Here is an 18191-nt window from a genome sequence, read left to right as displayed (position 1 = left end):
GCGGCACGTGGCACCGTGGCACCACGGTGCTGCTTGCCACGGCAGGCGCAATGTCACGAAACTGTGGGCTTGTTCGTCAAGACAGTTCAACCACAGGAGCTTTCTTCATGCAGCCCATGTTTTCAACACTGGAAACCGACGACGACACCCCGCCCGCGGCGACGGCCGAGCCGCGCAATTCGTACCTCGAGGAAAAGGCGTTCAAGTCGCGCACGCTGCTGATCTTCGGCAGCATCACCGACAGCGTGGCCGCCGACGTCACGCGCCGGCTCATCGCACTCGATGCCGACAGCGGCGACAAACCCATCGACATCCTCGTGAGCTCGCCCGGCGGGCACCTGGAGTCGGGCGATGCGATCCACGACGTGGTGCGCTTCATCAGCGCGCCGGTGCACATGATCGGCACTGGCTGGGTGGGCAGCGCGGCCACGCACCTGTTTCTCGCCGCGCCGCGCGAGCGCCGCGTGTGCCTGCCCAACACGCGCTTTTTGATCCACCAGCCCAGCGGCGGCGCGGGCGGGCAGGCGACCGACATCGCGATCCAGGCGCAGGAAATCATCAAGGCCCGCCAGCGCATCGCGCACGAGATCGCGCGCGAAACCGGCAAGCCCATCGACGTGGTGCTGGCCGACATCGAGCGCGACCGCTGGCTGTCGGCCACGGAGGCCGTCGAGTACGGGCTGGTCTCGCGCATCGTGCAGCGCAAGACCGAGTTGCGACCGGCCTGATCAGGCCTTGGGCTTGTAGGCGACGACGTCGATCTCGACCTTCGCATCGACCATGAGGCGCGCCTCGGTGGTCGAGCGCGCCGGCTTGTTTTCACCGAAGTAGCTCATGTAGACGCGGTTGAAGGCACCAAAGTCGCGCGCGTCGTGCAGCCAGACGGTGCTCTTGCACACGTCGTCGAGCGTGGCGCCGGCCAGCGCGAGCACGGTCTTCAGGTTCTCCATCACCTGGCGCGTCTGCACCTCGATGCCGCCGGCCACGATCTCGCCCTGCGCGTTGGCGGGCACCTGGCCCGACACGTAGACGAAATCGCCCGCGCGCACGGCGGGGGAGAAGGGGCGGGCCTGGCGGTCGGAAGCGATGGGCGGGGCGCCGAGGTATTCGAGGGGCATGGGAACTCCTGTGAGTGAGAGAGGTTGAGTGGGGCGGGTGAGGGCCGCAGTATCCGTCTGATTTGAAAGACTTTTTCAGAATAACCCCTCGACAAGGGTTAACACGGATGATTTGGCATGAAGTCTGCTTCAGAGTTCGGCCTAGAAAGAAAATTTCTTTCATAAATCAGTCCGCCCCATGAAGGAGTTCTCCATGTCTCACGCCGGTCTTGTCCAGCGCCTGCCTCGTCTGTCGAAGCGCAGCCTGCTGGGAGCTTCCCTGCTCGCGATGCTGTGTGCCGCACTGCCTCACCCCAGCGCCCACGCGCAGGGCCCGCGCAACTTCGCCACGCTGGCGATGGTGGCCGAGCCGCAGACGCTCGACCCGATGGCCTCCACGGCCGACCTGGTCGGAACCATCATGCAGCACGTGTACGAGACGCTGTACACCTTCGACGCCAAGTGGAACGTGGTGCCGATGCTGGCCGAGGGCATGCCCAAGATCTCGGCCGACGGCAAGACCTACGCCATCACGCTGCGCAAGGGCGTGGCGCTGCACAACGGGCGCGATCTCACGGCCGACGACGTGGTCGCCAGCCTGCAGCGCTGGATGGACCAGTCGCCGCGCGGCAAGGCCGTGGGCAAGGAAATCGAGAGCCTCAAGGCCAAGGGCCCGCTCGGCGTGGAGATCGTGCTGAAGGCGCCGTACGCGCCGCTGCTGTCGCAGCTCGCGCTGCCCAGCGGCATGGCGGCCATCATGGCCAAGGATTCCATCGCTTCGCCGCTGAAAGACTTCGTCGGCACCGGCCCCTACAAGTTCAAGGAGCGCCGCCCCGACCAGTTCGTGCTGCTCACGCGCTTCGACAAGTACGCGGCGCGCAAAGAGCCTGCGAGCGGCTACGGCGGCAAGCGCGAAGCCGCCATCGAAGAGCTGCGCTTCGTGCCCGTGCCCAACGCCAGCACGCGCGTCGAGGGCGCGCTGGCCGGCCAGTACGACTTCGCCGACCTGCTGCCGGTGGAAGCCCTGCCGCGCCTGGAGAAGGCCGGCGGCAAGACGCTGCCGATCATGACGCCGTCGTTCGGCTTCCCCTACCTCGTGCTCAACACCAAGGAAGGTGTGGCAGCGAGCCAGCCGGTGCGTCAGGCGATCCAGACCGCGCTGGGCCAGGGCGAAATGCTCGCGGCCGGCTTCGGCGACACGCGCTTCTTCGTGGCCGAGGCCAACCACTTCCCCAAGGGCTCACCGTTCTACTCGGCGGCCGGCGCCGACCACTACAACCAGCGCAACGCCACCAAGGCGAAAGACGCCGCGGCCAAGGCCGGCTACAAGGGCGAGCCGATCCGCGTGCTCACCAGCCGCCAGTACGACTTTCACTACAACATGTCGCTCCTGATGGCCGAGCAGCTCAAGCGCGCCGGCTTCAAGGTCGACCTCAACGTGGTCGACTGGGCCACGCTGGTGCAACGCCGCAACGACCCGAAGCTGTGGGACATCTACGTGACCCACTCGGGCCAGTTCCCCGAGCCCATGCTCTCGCCGCCGCAACTGGGTGACGGCGCGCCCGGCTGGTGGGATTCGCCCGCCAAGAAGGCTGCACTGAGCGCCTTCAACACCGAGAGCGATCCGGCCAAGCGCGGCGCGCTGTGGGGCAAGGTGCAGCAGGTGGTGTACGACGAAGTGCCCTACATCAACGTCGGCAAGTTCAACGGCCTCTCGGCCAAGAGCCCGGCGCTGGACAACTACCAGCCCGCGACCTGGCCGTTCTTCTGGAACGCGAAGATCAAGTAAGGCCGCAAGCACCGCCATGCCGTCGCGTCGTCAACTTCTGCAAGTCAGCGCACTGGCCTCCGGCCTCGGCGCCCTCGGACTCAAACCATCCATGGCCACTCCCGCTCAAGCCACCACTTCGGGCCCCGTGTACGCCTACGTCGGCACCTACAGCGACGGCGGCAAGCCGTGGCGCGGCGGACGCGGCCTGGGCGTGCACCAGTTCGTGGTGGACGGCGCGACCGGCGCGCTCAAGCCCATCCCTGGCGCGCCACCCGCCGTGGTCAGCGCGGGCAGCGAGGCGAAGCTGCGCAACCCTGCCTCGCTCGCGCGGCACCCGAGCCTGCCCATGCTCTACGCGGCCAACGAGTTCGAGGCCGGCTCCGTCTCGGCCTTTCGCATCGGCGCGAACGGCGCGCTGTCGTTCGTGGCCGAGATGCCCTGCGGCGGCAAGGACCCGGCGCACCTGAGCGTGCACCCCGACGGCCGCTTCGTGTTCACCGCCAACTACGCCAGCGGCGACGTCAGCGTGATCGCGCTGCGCGCCGACGGCAGCTTCGACACAGACCGCGCCGCCGTCGTCTACAAGGACGTCGCCGCCTGCGGCGCCGCCACGCCCTGCAAGCCCGGCGCCGACGTGGTGCCGCTGGCCGCGCGCTCGCACGAGGGCTTTGCCACCAGCGACCACGACGGCCCGCACGCGCACATGGTGCAGGCCGACCCGGCCGGCAACTTCGTGCTCGTGGCCGACCTGGGGCTCGACCGCGTCATCTCGTACCGCTTCGATCGCGCCACCGGCGTGCTGAGCCAGCCGAGCACGGTGGCCGTGTCCGAAAGCTCGGGCGCGCGCCACTTCGCCTTCCACCCGAACGGCAAGTGGGTCTACCTCGTGAACGAAGAGGCCTCGACCATCGCCTTCCTGCGCTACGACGGCGCCACCGGCGTGCTCACGCTGGTGAGCGAAACCTCGGCGCTGCCGGCCGGCTTCAAGGGCACCAGCTACGCCTCGGGCATCCGCATGCTGCCGGGTGGCACGCACTTCGTGTCGCTCAACCGGCTGCACGATTCGATCTCCATCTTCAAGGTCGATGCGCGCACCGGCGCACCCACGCTCGTGCGCGAGGAGTGGACGCGCGGCAACTACCCGCGCAGCTGCACGCTCGAGCCGAGCGGGCGCTTTCTCTACGTGTGCCACAACAAGCAGGGCGACAACGTGACCATCTTCCGCGTGAAGAAGAACGGCGACGTGCAGTTCACCGGCCAGTACGTGGCCGTGGGCAGCGCCGCCGCCATCGAGTTCTCGTCATGATCAAGAGCGCATCGCTTCGCTACATCGCCTCGCGCGCGGGCGGCATGCTTATCGTGCTGGCGCTGGTGGCCGTGCTGGTCTTCGTGCTCACGCGCGCCGCCTCGGGCGACCCCATCTCCGTGCTGCTGGGCGACCAGGCCACCGCCGCCGACATCGCCCGCGTGCAGAAGGACTACGGCCTGGACAAACCGCTGCCCGTGCAGTTCGGCTACTGGCTACGCGAAGTGCTGCAGGGCAACCTGGGCACCTCGATCTTCCTGCAGCGCCCGGTCACGCAGGCGCTGTGGGAGCGCGCCGAGCCCACCACCTTGCTGGCGCTGCTGGCCGTGGCCATCGCGGCGCTCATCGGCGTGCCCTGCGGCATCGTCTCGGCCGTGTTCCGTGGCCGCGTGGTCGACCAGTTCTTCACCGGCATCGCAATGCTGGGCGCCAGCATTCCCAGCTTCTGGCTGGGCATCGTGCTGATCCAGATCTTCGCGGTGTCCTTCGGGTGGTTTCCGGTGTCGGGCTACGGCGCGCCCGATGCGCCCTTTGCCGAGAGATTGCATGCGCTGGTGCTGCCGGCCACCGTGCTGGGCCTGCTGAACTCCGCGCTCATCATCCGCTTCACGCGCGCCTCGATGCTCGACGTGCTGGGCGAAGACTACGTGCGCACCGCGCGCTCCAAAGGCCTGAGCGAGAAGGTCGTCGTGCTCAAGCACGCGCTGCGCAATGCCTTGGTGCCCATCGTCACCGTGATCGGCCTCACCGTCGCTCTGATGATCGGCGGCGCCGTCATCACCGAGACCGTGTTCGGCCTGCCCGGCGTGGGCAACCTCGTGGTCAACGCCGTGCTGCGGCGCGACTACCCGGTCATTCAAGGTGCGCTGCTCGTGATCGCTGCGATCTATGTGCTCATCAATTTCTCGATCGACCTGCTGTATGCGGTGGTCGATCCGCGCGTGAAGGTCTGAACGATGCGCATGCCTCGAATGCTCCGCCAGCTGATGCACCGCCGCATCGTGATGGTCTCCGCCCTGGTTCTGCTGGTGATCGCCGTGCTCGCGGTTGGTGCACCGCTGTTCGCGTCCGCCGATCCCAACGACACCGCGGTGCTGCAGCGCCTGAAGGCGCCCAGCGCCGAACACCTGCTCGGAACCGACGAACTCGGGCGCGACATGTATGCGCGCATCGTGCATGGCGCGCGCTACTCGCTGGCCATCGCGGCGCTCACGGCGCTGGGCGCGGTCATCGCCGGCACGGTACTGGGTTTGATGGCCGGGTTCTTCCGCCGGCTCGACGCACCACTGATGCGCGTGGTCGACGCCATGATGTCCTTCCCCGACATCCTGCTGGCCATCGCGCTGGTGGCCATCCTGGGACCGTCGCTGATGAACACCGTGCTCGCGCTGGTGCTGGTCTACACGCCGCGCGTGGCGCGGGTGGTGCGGGCTTCGACCTTGGTCGTGCGCGAACTTCTCTTCGTCGAAGCCGTGCGCGCTTTGGGCGTGCGCACCTCTCGCATCCTGTGGCGCCACATCCTGCCGAACCTGATGTCGCCGATCCTCGTGCAGGTGTCGTTCATCTTCGCCTACGCCATCCTGGCCGAAGCCGGCCTGTCGTTCCTGGGCGTGGGCGTGCCGCCCGAGATCCCCACATGGGGCACCATGGTTGCGGGCAGCCAGCAGTACGCGCACCAGGCCTTCTGGGTCGTTCTGTTCCCGGGCCTGGCGATCATCTTCACGGCGCTGTCGCTGCAGCTGCTGGGTGATGGTGTGCGCGACCTGCTCGATCCGAAGCTCAAGAAGACCTCGTGATGAACAACGCCACGAACACCCCACGCCTCACGGTCACCAACCTGAGCACCAGCTTTCCCACCGAAGACGGACTGATCCGCTCGGTGGCCGACGTGAGCTTTGCCATTCAACCCGGCAAGACCACCGCACTGGTGGGCGAATCGGGCTCGGGCAAGTCCGTCACCAGCCTCACGCTGATGCGCCTCTTGCCCAAGACCGCGAACGCACAGGTCAGCGGATCGGCTTCCTTCGTCACGCGCGAAGGCAAGACGCTCGACCTGCTGCAGATCGGCGAGCGCGAGATGCGCTCCCTGCGCGGCAACCAGCTGTCGATGATCTTCCAGGAGCCCATGACCAGCCTGAACCCGGTGTTCACCATCGGCGAGCAGATTGCCGAGAGCGTGCGCCTGCACAAGGGGCTGGACCGCAAGGCGGCCTTGGCCCATGCGCTGCGCATGCTGGAGCTGGTCGAGATCCCGGCCGCGGCCCAACGCATCCACGAGTACCCGCACCAGCTCTCGGGCGGCATGCGCCAGCGCGTGATGATCGCGCTGGCCATGGCCTGCGATCCGACGCTGCTGATCGCCGACGAGCCCACCACCGCGCTGGACGTGACCATCCAGGCGCAGATCCTCGAACTCATGCGCCGGCTGCAGGCCGAGACGGGCATGAGCATCCTGTTCATCACGCACAACCTGGGCGTGGTGGCGCACCATGCCGACGACGTGGTGGTCATGTACTCGGGCCGCGTGGTCGAACGTGCGCCCGTGCGGCCTCTGTTCGCGCAGCCCGAGCATCCGTACACGCAGGGCCTGCTGGCCTGCCTTCCGGGCAAGGCGCGAGTTCCTGGGCAACCCAAGCCCAAGCGGCTGTTCGCGATTCGTGGGCAGGTGTCCAGCCCGCTCTCCCCACCGCCCGGCTGTGCCTTCGAGCCGCGCTGCGACCAGGCGCTGCCCGAATGCCGCAGCGCCATGCCGCCGCTGATCGACATCCGCCAGGATCGCCAGGCGCGTTGTGTACGCGTGCAGCCCGATGCCCAACTCGCGAGGGTCGCATGACCGCTGTTTCTTCTTCTTCCTCTCCCCTCATCGAAGTCCGCGGCCTCAAGAAATACTTCGGCAGCAGCGAGCGCCCCGTGCGCGCAGTCGACGACGTGTCCTTCGCGATCCACCCCGGCGAGACGCTGGGCCTGGTCGGCGAATCGGGCTCGGGCAAGAGCACCATCGGACGCACCGTGCTGCGCCTGGTCGAGCGCACCGAGGGCCAGGTGCTGTACCGGGGCGACGACATCGGCGCGCTCTCCGGCGAGCGCATGCGCAAGCTGCGCAGCAAGCTGCAGATCATCTTTCAGGACCCGTACGCCAGCCTGAACCCGAAGATGCGCATCAGCGCCATCCTGGGCGAGGCGCTGTCCACGCACGGCCTGCACAAGGGCGCGGCGGCGCGCGACAAGCGCATCGCCGAGCTGCTGGAGACCGTGGGCCTGCGCCCCGAGCACGCCAGCCGCTTCCCGCACGAGTTCTCGGGCGGCCAGCGCCAGCGCATCGGCGTGGCGCGCGCGCTGGCTGTGGAGCCCGAGTTCATCGTGGCCGATGAGCCGCTGTCGGCACTCGATGTGTCGATCCAGTCGCAGGTCATCAACCTGCTGGCCGACCTGCGCGAGCGGCTCGGGCTGACGATGCTCTTCATCTCGCACGACCTCGATGTGGTCGAGTACCTGTGCGACCGCGTGGTGGTGCTCTACCTGGGCAAGGTGATGGAAGTGGCCACCACCGAGGAACTGTTCGCGAACCCCTCGCACCCCTACACCCAGGCGCTGCTGGCCGCGAGCCCGAAGCCTGATCCCGAGCTGGCGACCGAGCGCATCGCACTGAAGGGCGACATTCCCAGCCCGATCTCGCCGCCCTCGGGCTGCGTGTTCCGCACGCGCTGCCCGCATGCCATCGAGGCCTGTGCGCAGACGGTACCCAGCCTGGATGAGGTTTCCGCAGGACACTACAGCGCCTGCATCCGCAAAGAACTGCTCTCCCACATCGCCGTTGCACGACCATGACCGACATTTCTTCCTCGATTCACGACTTCATCGACCCGCTGCTGAGCGACCGTTTCAAGGGCTACCCGCGCACCCAGCCGCCGCGCCTGCGCAGTGAAGTCGGCGCCGCCGGCTGGAACGTGCTGGCCGGCGACCTGCCGCTGCCGCTGGCCGTGCTCAAGCGCGAGGCGCTCGAGCACAACCTCCAATGGATGCAGGCGCGCGTGCGCGAATGGGGCATCGACCTGGCGCCGCACGGCAAGACCACCATGTCGCCGCAGTTGTTCCAGCGCCAGCTCGACGCCGGCGCCTGGGGCCTGACCTTTGCCACCGTCACGCAGCTGGCCGTGGGCGTGGCCGCCGGCGCGCGCCGCACGCTGATCGCCAACCAGGTCGTGAGCGATGAAGACCTGGCCGGCATCCAGCTGTTGCTGGCCGACCATGCGGACCTGCGCGTCGTCTTCCTCGTCGATTCGATTGCGCAGCTGGCGCTGATCGAAGACTGGTCGAAGCGCCATCCTGCGAGCGTGCCTTTCGAGGTCATGCTCGAGATCGGCGTGCAGGGCGCACGCACCGGCTGCCGCACGCACGACGAAGCCGTTGCGCTCGCCACGCGGGTGCGCGCCAGCGACGCGGCCAAGCTCGTGGGCATCGAGACCTATGAAGGGCAGGGCGCCACCGGCGAAAGCGGGCCCGACACGGCCTACGCCACCACGCTGATGGACCGTGTGGAAGCCGTGGCCCGCCACTGCGACACGCACCAGCTCTTCGAGACCGACGAGGTGCTGGTCTCGGCTGGCGGCTCGGCCATCTTCGACCTCGTGGCCGGACGCCTGAAGCCCGCGCTGGGCTCGCCGGTGCGCGGCCTGCTGCGTTCGGGTTGCTACGTCACGCACGACCATGGCTTCTACAAGCGCATGGTGAACGTGGTCGACGAACGCCTGGGCTGCGAATGCGGCGAGGGCCTGACGCCGGCGATGGAGGTCTGGGCCAACGTGCAGTCGCGGCCTGAGCCGGGCCTGGCGATCCTGTCGGTCGGCAAGCGCGACATCTCCTTCGACCTGTCGATGCCCGTGCCGATCGCACGCGCGACGCGCGGCGCGTTGCAGCCCCAGGGCGTGCCCGCCGGATGGAAGATCACCGCGCTGAACGACCAGCACGCCTACCTGCGCTGGGACGAGAGCGAAGAGGCCGATGCACCGAAGGTCGGCGACCGCGTGGGCCTGGGCATCTCGCACCCCTGCACCACCTTCGACAAATGGCACTGGATGCCCGTGGTCGAGAACGACTATCGCGTGAGCGACGCCGTCGCCATGCACTTCTGAACAACGCACCGATGACGCCCTCATTGCTCCAGAGGATCGCCGAGGCGCGCAGCGACGCGCCGGCCACGCGGCGCGCGATCCTCGACCTGATCCTCGAAGACCCCGACCGCGCGCTCGAAGAGAGCTTCGAGCAGCTGGCCGAGCGCTCGCGCAGCTCGGTGCCCACCATCATGCGCACCTGCCGCGACCTCGGCTTTGCCGGGCTGCGCGAGTTCAAGCTCGCGCTCGCACAGGAACTGGCGCTCGGCGGTTCGCCGCTGCACCGCCGCGTCAACATCGAAGATGCCGCCGACGAAGTGGTCAGCAAGATCGCGCGCAGCGCCGCGGCTTCGGTCTCGGGCGTGCGCGGCCAGCTCGACATGCAGGTGCTCGACGGCGCCGTGCGCGCCATCGCGGCCGCACCGCACGTCGACCTGTACGGCGCGGGCGCCACCTCGTGGTTCATGGCGAGCGACCTGCAGGCGCGGCTGTTCCGCCTCGGCCTCTCGGCCAACGCCTGGGCCGACTACCACCTGCAGCAGGTGGCCGGCGCGGCGCAGCGACCGGGCGGCGTGGTCATCGCCATCTCGCACGTGGGCGGCATGCCCTCGCTGCTCGACGCGGTGGACATCGCACGCGGGCAGGGCGCCCAGGTGGTCGCGATCACGCGGCCGGGCACGGCGCTGGCGGCCAAGGCCGACTTCCTCATCGGCCTGTCGGTGCCCGACGATGCCGTGATGCACGTGGGCATCGACGCCTACCTCACGCACCTCACGGTCATCGAAATCCTCACCGTGCTGGTGGCGCAGCGCCGCGGCGAGCCCGCCGTGCAGCGCCTGCAGCGCGCGCGCGAGGCCTTCCAGCGCCACGGCATCGACGCCACCACGCACCCGCTGCAAAGCTGGGACGGCGGCGGCATCAACACGAAAAAGGGAGACAGCGAACCATGAGCGACACCCAAGCCGTGCTGCTCGAAGCCGGCCTCGTGGTCGACGGCTCGGGCGGCCCTTCGTGGCCCGGCGACGTGCTGCTGCAGGGCGACCGCATCCTGGCGCTGGGCGAAGGCCTGCGCACGCGCCTGCCTGCAGGGTTGAACATCGCCGACGTCGACGTGGTCGACTGCCGCGGCAAGGTGATCGCGCCCGGCTTCATCGACGCCCACACGCACGACGACGCCATCGTGCTGCGCGACCCGCTGTGCCTGCCCAAGGTGTCGCAGGGCATCACGACCGTGGTCACGGGCAACTGCGGCATCTCGCTGGCGCCGTACCGCACGCCGCAATCGAAGTCGCCGCTCACGCTGCTGGGTGCGGACTCGTTCAAGCACGCGACCATGGCCGAGTACCGCGCGGCGGTCGATGCGGTGCAGCCTGCGCTCAACGTGGCCGCGCTCGTGGGCCACACCACGCTGCGCTTCGCGGCGATGCAGGCGCTCGACCGGCCCGCCGATGGCGACGAGCTGGCGCGCATGGAAGCGCTGCTCGACGACTGCATGGCCGCGGGCGCGCACGGCATGTCGTCGGGCCTGTTCTACGAAGAAGCGTTTGCCGCGCCGGCCGAGGAAGTCACCGCGCTCGCGCGCGTCGTCGCGCGCCATGGCGGCTTGTACGCCACGCACCTGCGCAGCGAGATGCAGCAGATCATCGAGGCGCTGCACGAGGCCGGCGACACGGCCTTCAGCGCGGGCGTGCCGCTGGTCATCTCGCACCACAAGTGCGCCGGTCCTGCGAACTGGGGCCGCACGAAGGAGACGCTGCCGCTGATCGAGGCGCTGTCGCAGCGCCAGGAGATCGCGATGGACGTCTACCCCTACGTGGCCGGCTCCACCGTGCTGCGCGAAGACCTGGTGGACGGCGTGATCGACGTGCTGCTGACCTGGTCCGACCCGCACCCCGAGATGACCGGCCGCCTGATTTCCGACATCGCGCGTGAGTGGGGCACCACCGAGCAGGAGGCCTGCCTGCGGCTGAAGCCCGGCGGCGCCTGCTACTTCCAGATGCAGGAAGAAGACGTGGAGCGCGTCATTGCGCACCCGCTGACCATGATCGGCAGCGACGGCCTGCCGCACGACCGCCATCCGCACCCGCGGCTGTGGGGCGCGTTCCCGCGCGTGTTCGCGCGCTACTGGCGCCAGCGCAAGCTCTTCACGCTGGAGCAGGCGGTGCACAAGATGACGGGCATGACGGCGCGCAACCTGCGCATCGCCGATCGCGGCCTGTTGCGCGTCGGCACGATGGCCGACGTGGTCGTGTTCGATCCCGAGACCATCACCGACACCGCCACCTACGACAAGCCGCATGGCGTGAGCCTCGGCGTCGAGCGCGTGTTCGTGAACGGCGTGCTGGCCTACCGCGGCGGCGAAGGCGAAGCGAAGGTGCTGGCGCGCGCGGGGCGGATGCTGACGCGCGGGGGCTGACAAGACGCGGGTGCGTTCGGGGCGCGGGCCCAGGCCACCGGGTACTTCCCTCCGCGAATGTCCCCCGGCCTGCGGCCTCCTCCTTGATTTCGCTGCGGGAAGCACCCAGTGTCCTGGGCCCGCCGGGCGCAGCGCGCGAACCCTACGAGGCCTCTTCTTCCGGCTGCGCCTGGAACATCCGCGTGAAGTCGCAGCACGCCTGCGCCAGCATCACGATCGACGAGGTGAGCGCGCTGCGGTGCTCGCCCTTGTGCATGGCCACGTAGCGCACCACGGGCAGCGCGGGCGTCACGTCGAGCACCTCGAGCATGCCGGCGTCGACCAGCGGCGCGAGGCATTCGCGCGGCAGGTAGCTCACGCCCAGGCCCGACACGGTGAGGCCCGTGAGCGCCACGAGGTTGCTCACCACGATCGCGTTGGCGGGCTGCACGCCCTGGTCCTTCATCCAGGCGTCGTAGGCGCGGCCGGTGCCCGAGTTGTTGCCCTGCACCAGCATCCGGTGGCGCGCCAGGTCGTGCAGGCGCACGGTGCCGCCGCCCTGCACCACGCCGGGCTTGCACATCCACGCGCTCTTCACGCGGCCGATGACCTTGCTCTGCATGCGCGAGTCGGCGAAGGTGTGGGGCACGATGACCACGTCGAGCTCGTCGGCCAGGAGCTTGTCGCGCAGCTGCAGGCTGTCGTCCACGTCGGGCTCGAGGATCACCTTGGGGTAGTGCTGCTGGATCAGGCCGACCAGGCGCGGCAGCCACGTCATGGCAGTGAGCTCGGTCACGCCCAGGCGGATGCGCCGCTCCACCACGCCGGGCTTGCCGAACTGCTCGACGGCGGCGTCGCGCTGGTCGAGCAGCTTCCTGGCGAGCACGAACATCTCCTCGCCTTTTTCGGTGAGGCGCGCCGTGCGCTGGCTGCGGTCGAACAGCTCGGTGTCGAACAGCTGCTCCAGCTCGTGCACGCGCTTGGAGATGGCCGACTGCGAGGTGTGCAGCTGGTTGGCCGCCTGCGCGAAGCCGCCCAGCCGGGCGATCCAGTAGAGGGCTTCGAGTTGCTTGAAGGTCATCACGGCGGGCGGCTCCTGAAAGAAAGAACGCTTTTCTTCATGCGATTCGATCACAAAAAATCGCTTTTAGAAATTCGTCGGGACGCAGAAGATGCGCGCCAGGCCACCGTCATTGCAACCCAAGGAACACACCATGGACTTCAAACTGCCTCTCGCACCTGTCGCATGGGCACTCGCCCTCGTCTTCGCCTGCGGCGCCGCCAGCGCGCAGGACGCCGGCACGCTGCGCAAGATCAAGGACAGCGGCACGATCCAGATCGGCGCGCGCGACAGCCAGATCCCGTTCTCGTACAAGCTCAGCGCCGACAGCGCGCCCATCGGCTTCACCAACGACATCTGCCTGAAGATCGTCGACGCGGTGAAGGCCAAGCTGGGCCTGCCGAAGATCGAGGTGCGCTACACCATGCTCAACTCGACCAACCGCATCCCGCTGCTGCAGAACGGCACCGTGGACCTGGACTGCGCGACCACCACCAACACCACTCAGCGCCAGGCGCAGGTCGACTTCGCGCCGAGCCACTTCGTCACCAACATCACGGCCGCCGTGAAGAAGAACTCGGGCATCAACGCGCTGCCCGACCTCAACGGCAAGAACGTGGCCACCGTCTCGGGCAGCACGTCGATCCAGCTGCTGCGCGGTGCGCGCAAGAGCGGCACCATCGAGGTGAACGAGATCGCGGGCAAGGACACCTCCGACGGCTTCCTGCTGCTGTCCACCGGCCGCGCCGATGCCTACGTGCTCGACGACGTGCAGCTGGCCGGCATGATCGCCAGCGCCACCAACCCGGGCGACTACAAGATCCTCAAGGAGTCGCTGCGCCAGGAGCCCTACGGCATCATGCTGCGCAAGGACGACCCCGAGTTCAAGGCGCTGGTCGACGAGACCGTCAACGGCCTCATGAAGTCGGGCGCCATCGAGCAGCTGTACACCAAGTGGTTCCTCTCGCCGATCCCGCCGCGCAACGCGAACCTCAACTTCCCGATGACGGACGCGGTGCGCGAGATCTACAAGAACCCCAACAACAAGGGCGTCTGACACCATGACAGCCACACGTGCGGACCTGCCCCGAGGCGAGCTCCTTTCCGATGCGCTGATGCGCCAGGTGCGCGAGCGCTTCCTGGGCATCGAACGCGACCACCACGGCCGCGAGCGCCTGTACTTCGACAACGCCGGCGGCTCGTTCCGGCTCAAGGCCGCGGTCGAGCGCTTCGCGCAGGTCGACGCCATTCCCGACAACGCCGAGCGCATCCACGCCACCGCCGTCGAGCTGCAGGCGATGCAGGCGCGCGGCGCCGACGACCTGCGCACGATCCTCAACGCCACGGGCGGCAGCGTGTACCCCTCGCTCACCGCTTCGGGCGCCATGTTCGACATGGTGCGCGCGGTGGCCGAGAACGTGCCGGGCACGAACATGGTCACGACCGCGCTCGAGCACCCCTCGGCCTTCGACGCCATGCGCCTGTATGCCGAACGCCTCGGGCGCGAACTGCGGGTGGCGAAGAGCAACCCCGTCACCGGCGGCGTCGATGTGGACGCCATCGTGGGGCTGGTCGACGAGAACACCTGCCTGCTCAATGTGATCCATGCGTCGAACATCTCGGGCGCCAAGCTCGACATGGCGGCCATCGTGCGGCGCGCGCGCGAGATCAAGCCCGACCTGTACATCCTCGTCGATGCCGTGCAGCACGCGCCGCACGGCGTCATCGACCTGCAGCAGACGCCGGTGGACGGCATCAACCTCGCGCCCTACAAGTTCTTCGGCTGCCGCGGCTCGGGCTTCTCGTGGATGTCGGAGCGCGCGGCTGCATTGCCGCACCACAAGCTGGCCGGCAAGAAGCCCGGCCACTGGGAGCTGGGCAGCTCGGCGCCGTGGCAGTTCGCGGTGCTGACCGAAATCGTCGACTACGTGGGCTGGCTCGGCGGCCACTTCACCGACGCGACCGACCGCCGCGCCCGCTTCGTGGCGGGCATCGAGCGCATCGAGCTGCACGAGCGCGCGCTGCTGGCGACGCTGCTCGACGGCACCGCGCAGACGCCGGGCCTGCGCGCGCTCGACGGCGTGCAGGTGTTTCTCGACCATGAAGACTTGACGCAGCGCGACCTGATCCTGGGCATCGGCTTCGACGGGCTCGACTGCACGCAGGCCGTGGTGGAGTACGGCCTGCGCGGCGTCACCGTGTACGAGCGCGTGGCCAGCAGCATCTACTCGAAGCGGATGCTCGAATCCTTCGGGCTCGAAGGCACCGTGCGCGTGTCGCCGCTGCACTGCCACACGGTGGGCGAGATGGAAGCCTTCCTGCGCGTGACGCGCGAGATTGCAGGCGCCTTCACGCCCGCGGTCAGCGCGGCGTAGGGCGCGCCAGCGCCGCGCAGGCCGGCGTGTCGTTCGCCTGCCGCAGGTAGGCGAGCAGGTCGGCGCGGTCGCGTGGATCGGGCACGCCGTCGTAGGTCATGCTGCTGCCCGGCACCATCGCGAGCGGGGCGCTGAGGAAGCGGTCGAGCGTCTTGTCGTTCCACACGATGCGCGACTTCTTCATCGCCTCCGAGTACGCGAAGCCTGGCACGCTGCCGGCGAGCCGGCCGAACAGGCCGCAGTGGCGCGGCCCGACCCGGTCGGCGGCCAGCGCGTGGCAGGCCTGGCAGCGCGCGTAGACCTGTTCGCCGCGCACCGCGTCGGGCGTTGCGGCAGCCGCACAGGCCCACGCGGCCAGCAGGCCCGCTGCGAGCCCGCGCGCCGCACGGCTCACGACACGAACGCCGAAGGCACCGGCGCCTCGCCGAGCGCCTGGCGCAGCACGGCCCAGTGCATCGCCTCGTCGCCGAGGATGCTGGCCGCGGCCTTCGACAGCTCGCGGTTGCCGAACAGCGGCACCGCGCCCAGGTAGGCGCTCACGGCGCCTTGTTCAAGCTTCGCTGCGAAGCGCAACACATCGGCTTGCGACTTGAGCTGCTCCACCGGGAAGTCGTAGCGCGCCTTGGCCGCGACGGCCTTGCCGCCGAGCTTCGCGATGGTCTTGGCCAGCAGGTCGGCATGCTCCTTGTGGTGGCCCTGGAAGGTCACGGCGAGGTCGAGCACGGGCTTCTCGAGCAGCTTGCTTTCCGCACCGAGCTGGTAGGCCGCGATGGCCTCGAGCTCGGCGCCGAGCGCGGTGTTGAGGATCTGCACGTCGTTGCCGGTGGCACTGCCGCTCTTCGCGGCGAGCGCGTCGCGTCCCGCCAGCAGCGCCACGGCGGCGCCCGACAGCATCAGGCCGGAGTGGCCGAGAAAGGCGCGCCGCGCGGCGGTCGGGGTGGGCATCAGGAAAAAGGACATGGTGGGGTCTCCTCGGGGGTGGTGGTTGTGGGAAGAATCAAGGCAGCGCCGCCAGCACGCGCGCCACGATGCGGTCGCAGCGCGCGCCGTCGAACGCGAAGGCGTCGCCCGTCGCCAGGTCGATGTCGCGCGACAGGCTTTCGCGCAGCAGGCTGCGGGCGCGGAAGAAGCGCAGCCGCACCGTGGCCTCGGGCAGCTGCAGCGCCTCGGCGGTTTCGCCGACGCTGAGTTCCTGCACCGCGCGCAGCACGAACACGGTGCGGTAGGCGTCGGGCAGTCGGTCGATGCGGCGCTCCATGAGTCGGCGAAGGTCTTCCCGCATGGCGAGGCGCTCCGGTTGGTGGTCGGGGTCGTCGGCGAGCTGCGTGTCGGGGGCATCGTCGTCGTCCCCCGCGGCCACGCCGCCGTCGAGCGGAATCACCTGCGCGCCGCGGCGGCGCAGGCGGCCCAGCGCCTCGTTGATGACGATGCGCACCAGCCAGGTCGAGAGCTTTGCTTCGTCACGAAAGCCGCCGATGGCGCGCCAGGCCCGCAGGTAGGCGTCCTGCAGCGCGTCTTCGGTGTCGGCGTTGCTGTGCAGGATGCTGCGCGCGGTGCGAAACAGCAGCTGGTTGTGGCGCCGCATGATGCGCGCGAAGGCCTGCGTGTCGCCCTGCGCGGCGCGTGCGGCCAGTTCGGCGTCGGACGCGTTCGCGTCGGCATCGGCAGTCAGGGGCAGTGCGGTGGGCGGCATGCGATGAGTTCCTTCTGCCCATTGGATGGCGCACCCCCGCGCCGTGTTGCAACTTTCTTTTTTTTGCCCTTCAGACCATCGTCTGCCATTCGATCGTGCTCAGCCGCTCGTCGACCACGCCGCGCACGCCCGCGATGCCCTCGGCCGCCACGCGCGCCGCGTCGCGCTCCGCCTCGTTGCCGACCATGCCGTGGTACATCACGATGCCGTTGTCCACCGACACATGCGACCACGCGCGGCTCCACCAGGTCTGCCGTTCCAGTTCGGCCACGAGGCGCGCCAGGATCTGCGCGTCGTCGCCCGCATCGGCGCGCGCGGTGTCGGCCTCGGCCTGCCGCAGCAGCGCCTTGACCAGGTCGCCGCTCGTCACGATGCCCACCAGCCGGCGCCCGCGCACCACCGGCAGGCGCTGGATGCGGTAGGCGGTCAGCAGCTGCGCGACGCGGGCCAGCGAGAGGTCTTCGGCGATCGACACCGGCTCGCGCGTCATGAGGTCGGCCGCGCGCAGCGCGTGTGCGCGCACGTAGTCGCGCGGCGGTGCGGTGCGCTGCACCCAGCGCTGCCACCACAGGTGCGGCGGCGCGCCGCCGGGCTCGGCCTCGTAGCGATGCAGCAGGTCGGACTTGCTCACGATGCCGACCACCTCGCCCTGGTCGAGCACCGGCACGCCGCTGATGTGGCGCGCCAGCAGCAGCGCGCTGATGTCGCGCACCGGCGTGTCCGGCGCGACCGTGAAGACCGGCGAGGTCATGACGTCCTGTGCATTCATGATGAAGCTCCTTCCTGCGGCCCGCGCGGGGCCTGTGATGCCTGGGGTGCCTGCTGCGCATCGACGCGCGCGATGTTCTGCTGGTGCGACACCAGCATGGCCGTCAGCTCGCCGTGGATGCGCGCGTCGACGATGCGCGGCAGCAGCGCCTGCAGCTTGCGCACCACCCAGCCCTGGCCGCGGTTGAGCAGCGCCAGGCGTGCGCCCAGTTCCGGCACGGCCATCGCGCGCTCATAGAACGCGCCGGTGCGCGTGCTGGGCGTGGCGGCCAGCGATTGGATCGCGTCGATCAGCACGCCGCACCAGCGCACCTCGTCGCGGTGGATGTCGGTCACCAGGCGCTGCAGCGCGGGGTCGTCGGTCTCGGCGGCGCTGCGCAGCGTGATGCGCGCGCCGGCGCGCTCGGCTTCGAGCAGTTCGTTCAGCGCGGCCAGCAGGTCGTCGCGGTCACCGGCTTCGCGGTAGGCCGCGTCCAACTCGTCGGCGTAGCAGACCGGCGAGGACACCTCCACCCGCTCGGGAAAGCGCAGTCCCTGCGCGCGCAGCGCGGCGGGCGTGTCGGCGAAGGGCGGGGCCGCATCGTCGGGCGGGCAGGCGTGGGGCATGGGCGGCAG

At 69.1% G+C, this 18191-nt stretch carries 19 protein-coding genes; 12 read left to right on the top strand and 7 right to left on the bottom strand.

Annotated elements, in window-relative coordinates; all coding sequences use genetic code 11:
* The first annotated feature begins 107 nt into the window (after window positions 1–107).
* Entirely contained in the window at window positions 108–728 is a 621-nt protein-coding gene (locus tag AC07Y4_RS24510) for an ATP-dependent Clp protease proteolytic subunit (protein ID WP_070059889.1), read from the top strand.
* On the opposite strand, the gene AC07Y4_RS24505 is transcribed toward AC07Y4_RS24510, so the two are convergent.
* Complete coding sequence (locus AC07Y4_RS24505) at window positions 729–1118, bottom strand: RidA family protein (RefSeq protein WP_062473709.1); 390 nt, start codon at window positions 1116–1118, stop codon at window positions 729–731. It abuts the gene before it with no gap.
* Window positions 1119–1311: 193 nt separating this feature from the next.
* Between AC07Y4_RS24505 and AC07Y4_RS24500 the strand changes: the two genes are divergently transcribed.
* From AC07Y4_RS24500 to AC07Y4_RS24460, 9 genes are all read left to right on the top strand, one after another.
* Window positions 1312–2886: an ABC transporter substrate-binding protein gene (locus tag AC07Y4_RS24500; RefSeq protein WP_495275221.1), complete on the top strand. Its 1575-nt coding sequence runs from the start codon at window positions 1312–1314 to the stop codon at window positions 2884–2886.
* Between the two features lie 91 nt (window positions 2887–2977).
* Window positions 2978–4174: a lactonase family protein gene (locus AC07Y4_RS24495; protein ID WP_495275220.1), complete on the top strand. Its 1197-nt coding sequence runs from the start codon at window positions 2978–2980 to the stop codon at window positions 4172–4174.
* A complete protein-coding gene (locus AC07Y4_RS24490; protein WP_095743846.1) occupies window positions 4171–5127 on the top strand; it encodes an ABC transporter permease in 957 nt (318 codons plus the stop codon). Before AC07Y4_RS24495 ends, AC07Y4_RS24490 begins: the two co-directional genes overlap by 4 nt.
* A gap of 3 nt (window positions 5128–5130) precedes the next feature.
* On the top strand, window positions 5131–5970 hold the full coding sequence (locus tag AC07Y4_RS24485) for an ABC transporter permease (protein WP_062482920.1): 840 nt from the start codon (window positions 5131–5133) through the stop codon (window positions 5968–5970).
* Entirely contained in the window at window positions 5970–7007 is a 1038-nt protein-coding gene (locus AC07Y4_RS24480; protein ID WP_495275219.1) for an ABC transporter ATP-binding protein, read from the top strand. Before AC07Y4_RS24485 ends, AC07Y4_RS24480 begins: the two co-directional genes overlap by 1 nt.
* Window positions 7004–8002, top strand: coding sequence for an ABC transporter ATP-binding protein (locus AC07Y4_RS24475; RefSeq protein ID WP_495275218.1), 999 nt, complete (start codon window positions 7004–7006; stop codon window positions 8000–8002). The genes AC07Y4_RS24480 and AC07Y4_RS24475 overlap by 4 nt, the downstream gene beginning before the upstream one ends.
* Window positions 7999–9306 (top strand): amino acid deaminase, encoded by a 1308-nt coding sequence (locus AC07Y4_RS24470; protein ID WP_159275032.1) that lies wholly within the window; start codon window positions 7999–8001, stop codon window positions 9304–9306. Before AC07Y4_RS24475 ends, AC07Y4_RS24470 begins: the two co-directional genes overlap by 4 nt.
* Before the next feature lie 11 nt (window positions 9307–9317).
* The gene (locus AC07Y4_RS24465) at window positions 9318–10235 is read left to right on the top strand and encodes a MurR/RpiR family transcriptional regulator (protein WP_159275031.1); all 918 of its coding nucleotides are present in this window, start codon (window positions 9318–9320) and stop codon (window positions 10233–10235) included.
* Window positions 10232–11701, top strand: a complete 1470-nt coding sequence (locus AC07Y4_RS24460; protein ID WP_159275030.1) for an N-acyl-D-amino-acid deacylase family protein — start codon at window positions 10232–10234, stop codon at window positions 11699–11701. The genes AC07Y4_RS24465 and AC07Y4_RS24460 overlap by 4 nt, the downstream gene beginning before the upstream one ends.
* A 142-nt stretch (window positions 11702–11843) precedes the next feature.
* On the opposite strand, the gene AC07Y4_RS24455 is transcribed toward AC07Y4_RS24460, so the two are convergent.
* Window positions 11844–12761: a LysR family transcriptional regulator gene (locus AC07Y4_RS24455; RefSeq protein WP_159275029.1), complete on the bottom strand. Its 918-nt coding sequence runs from the start codon at window positions 12759–12761 to the stop codon at window positions 11844–11846.
* 133 nt (window positions 12762–12894) lie between these two features.
* Between AC07Y4_RS24455 and AC07Y4_RS24450 the strand changes: the two genes are divergently transcribed.
* Both AC07Y4_RS24450 and AC07Y4_RS24445 read left to right on the top strand, forming a co-directional pair.
* On the top strand, window positions 12895–13797 hold the full coding sequence (locus tag AC07Y4_RS24450; protein WP_495275217.1) for an amino acid ABC transporter substrate-binding protein: 903 nt from the start codon (window positions 12895–12897) through the stop codon (window positions 13795–13797).
* Between the two features lie 4 nt (window positions 13798–13801).
* On the top strand, window positions 13802–15115 hold the full coding sequence (locus tag AC07Y4_RS24445; RefSeq protein WP_495275216.1) for an aminotransferase class V-fold PLP-dependent enzyme: 1314 nt from the start codon (window positions 13802–13804) through the stop codon (window positions 15113–15115).
* On the opposite strand, the gene AC07Y4_RS24440 is transcribed toward AC07Y4_RS24445, so the two are convergent.
* The 5 genes from AC07Y4_RS24440 to AC07Y4_RS24420 form a co-directional block, all read right to left on the bottom strand.
* Complete coding sequence (locus tag AC07Y4_RS24440; protein WP_495275215.1) at window positions 15102–15509, bottom strand: c-type cytochrome; 408 nt, start codon at window positions 15507–15509, stop codon at window positions 15102–15104. The two genes, AC07Y4_RS24445 and AC07Y4_RS24440, sit on opposite strands and share 14 nt — an antisense overlap.
* Entirely contained in the window at window positions 15506–16075 is a 570-nt protein-coding gene (locus AC07Y4_RS24435; RefSeq protein ID WP_495275214.1) for a ferritin-like domain-containing protein, read from the bottom strand. Before AC07Y4_RS24435 ends, AC07Y4_RS24440 begins: the two co-directional genes overlap by 4 nt.
* Before the next feature lie 37 nt (window positions 16076–16112).
* The gene (locus AC07Y4_RS24430; RefSeq protein ID WP_495275213.1) at window positions 16113–16808 is read right to left on the bottom strand and encodes an RNA polymerase sigma factor; all 696 of its coding nucleotides are present in this window, start codon (window positions 16806–16808) and stop codon (window positions 16113–16115) included.
* Window positions 16809–16878: 70 nt separating this feature from the next.
* Window positions 16879–17577 (bottom strand): CBS domain-containing protein, encoded by a 699-nt coding sequence (locus tag AC07Y4_RS24425; protein ID WP_495275212.1) that lies wholly within the window; start codon window positions 17575–17577, stop codon window positions 16879–16881.
* A partial coding sequence (locus AC07Y4_RS24420) for a DUF6306 domain-containing protein (RefSeq protein ID WP_495275211.1) occupies window positions 17574–18191 on the bottom strand: 618 nt, incomplete at its 5' end. The genes AC07Y4_RS24425 and AC07Y4_RS24420, both read right to left, overlap by 4 nt.

The sequence above is a fragment of the Variovorax sp. GW460-12-1-14-LB1 genome, assembly GCF_059423605.1.
The sequence above is the reverse complement of the archived record's forward strand: the minus strand, read 5'-3'. Positions and strand labels throughout refer to the sequence as shown.

Bases quoted from the DNA above. Each gene is read 5' to 3' on its own strand.
- AC07Y4_RS24505 (WP_062473709.1), bottom strand. From the start codon at position 1,118: ATGCCCCTCGAATACCTCGGCGCCCCGCCCATCGCTTCCGACCGCCAG.
- AC07Y4_RS24470 (WP_159275032.1), top strand. From the start codon at position 7,999: ATGACCGACATTTCTTCCTCGATTCACGACTTCATCGACCCGCTGCTG.
- AC07Y4_RS24490 (WP_095743846.1), top strand. From the start codon at position 4,171: ATGATCAAGAGCGCATCGCTTCGCTACATCGCCTCGCGCGCGGGCGGC.
- AC07Y4_RS24510 (WP_070059889.1), top strand. From the start codon at position 108: ATGCAGCCCATGTTTTCAACACTGGAAACCGACGACGACACCCCGCCC.
- AC07Y4_RS24480 (WP_495275219.1), top strand. From the start codon at position 5,970: ATGAACAACGCCACGAACACCCCACGCCTCACGGTCACCAACCTGAGC.
- AC07Y4_RS24455 (WP_159275029.1), bottom strand. From the start codon at position 12,761: ATGACCTTCAAGCAACTCGAAGCCCTCTACTGGATCGCCCGGCTGGGC.
- AC07Y4_RS24425 (WP_495275212.1), bottom strand. From the start codon at position 17,577: ATGAATGCACAGGACGTCATGACCTCGCCGGTCTTCACGGTCGCGCCG.
- AC07Y4_RS24500 (WP_495275221.1), top strand. From the start codon at position 1,312: ATGTCTCACGCCGGTCTTGTCCAGCGCCTGCCTCGTCTGTCGAAGCGC.
- AC07Y4_RS24485 (WP_062482920.1), top strand. From the start codon at position 5,131: ATGCGCATGCCTCGAATGCTCCGCCAGCTGATGCACCGCCGCATCGTG.
- AC07Y4_RS24435 (WP_495275214.1), bottom strand. From the start codon at position 16,075: ATGTCCTTTTTCCTGATGCCCACCCCGACCGCCGCGCGGCGCGCCTTT.
- AC07Y4_RS24460 (WP_159275030.1), top strand. From the start codon at position 10,232: ATGAGCGACACCCAAGCCGTGCTGCTCGAAGCCGGCCTCGTGGTCGAC.
- AC07Y4_RS24445 (WP_495275216.1), top strand. From the start codon at position 13,802: ATGACAGCCACACGTGCGGACCTGCCCCGAGGCGAGCTCCTTTCCGAT.
- AC07Y4_RS24430 (WP_495275213.1), bottom strand. From the start codon at position 16,808: ATGCCGCCCACCGCACTGCCCCTGACTGCCGATGCCGACGCGAACGCG.
- AC07Y4_RS24475 (WP_495275218.1), top strand. From the start codon at position 7,004: ATGACCGCTGTTTCTTCTTCTTCCTCTCCCCTCATCGAAGTCCGCGGC.
- AC07Y4_RS24450 (WP_495275217.1), top strand. From the start codon at position 12,895: ATGGACTTCAAACTGCCTCTCGCACCTGTCGCATGGGCACTCGCCCTC.
- AC07Y4_RS24495 (WP_495275220.1), top strand. From the start codon at position 2,978: ATGGCCACTCCCGCTCAAGCCACCACTTCGGGCCCCGTGTACGCCTAC.
- AC07Y4_RS24465 (WP_159275031.1), top strand. From the start codon at position 9,318: ATGACGCCCTCATTGCTCCAGAGGATCGCCGAGGCGCGCAGCGACGCG.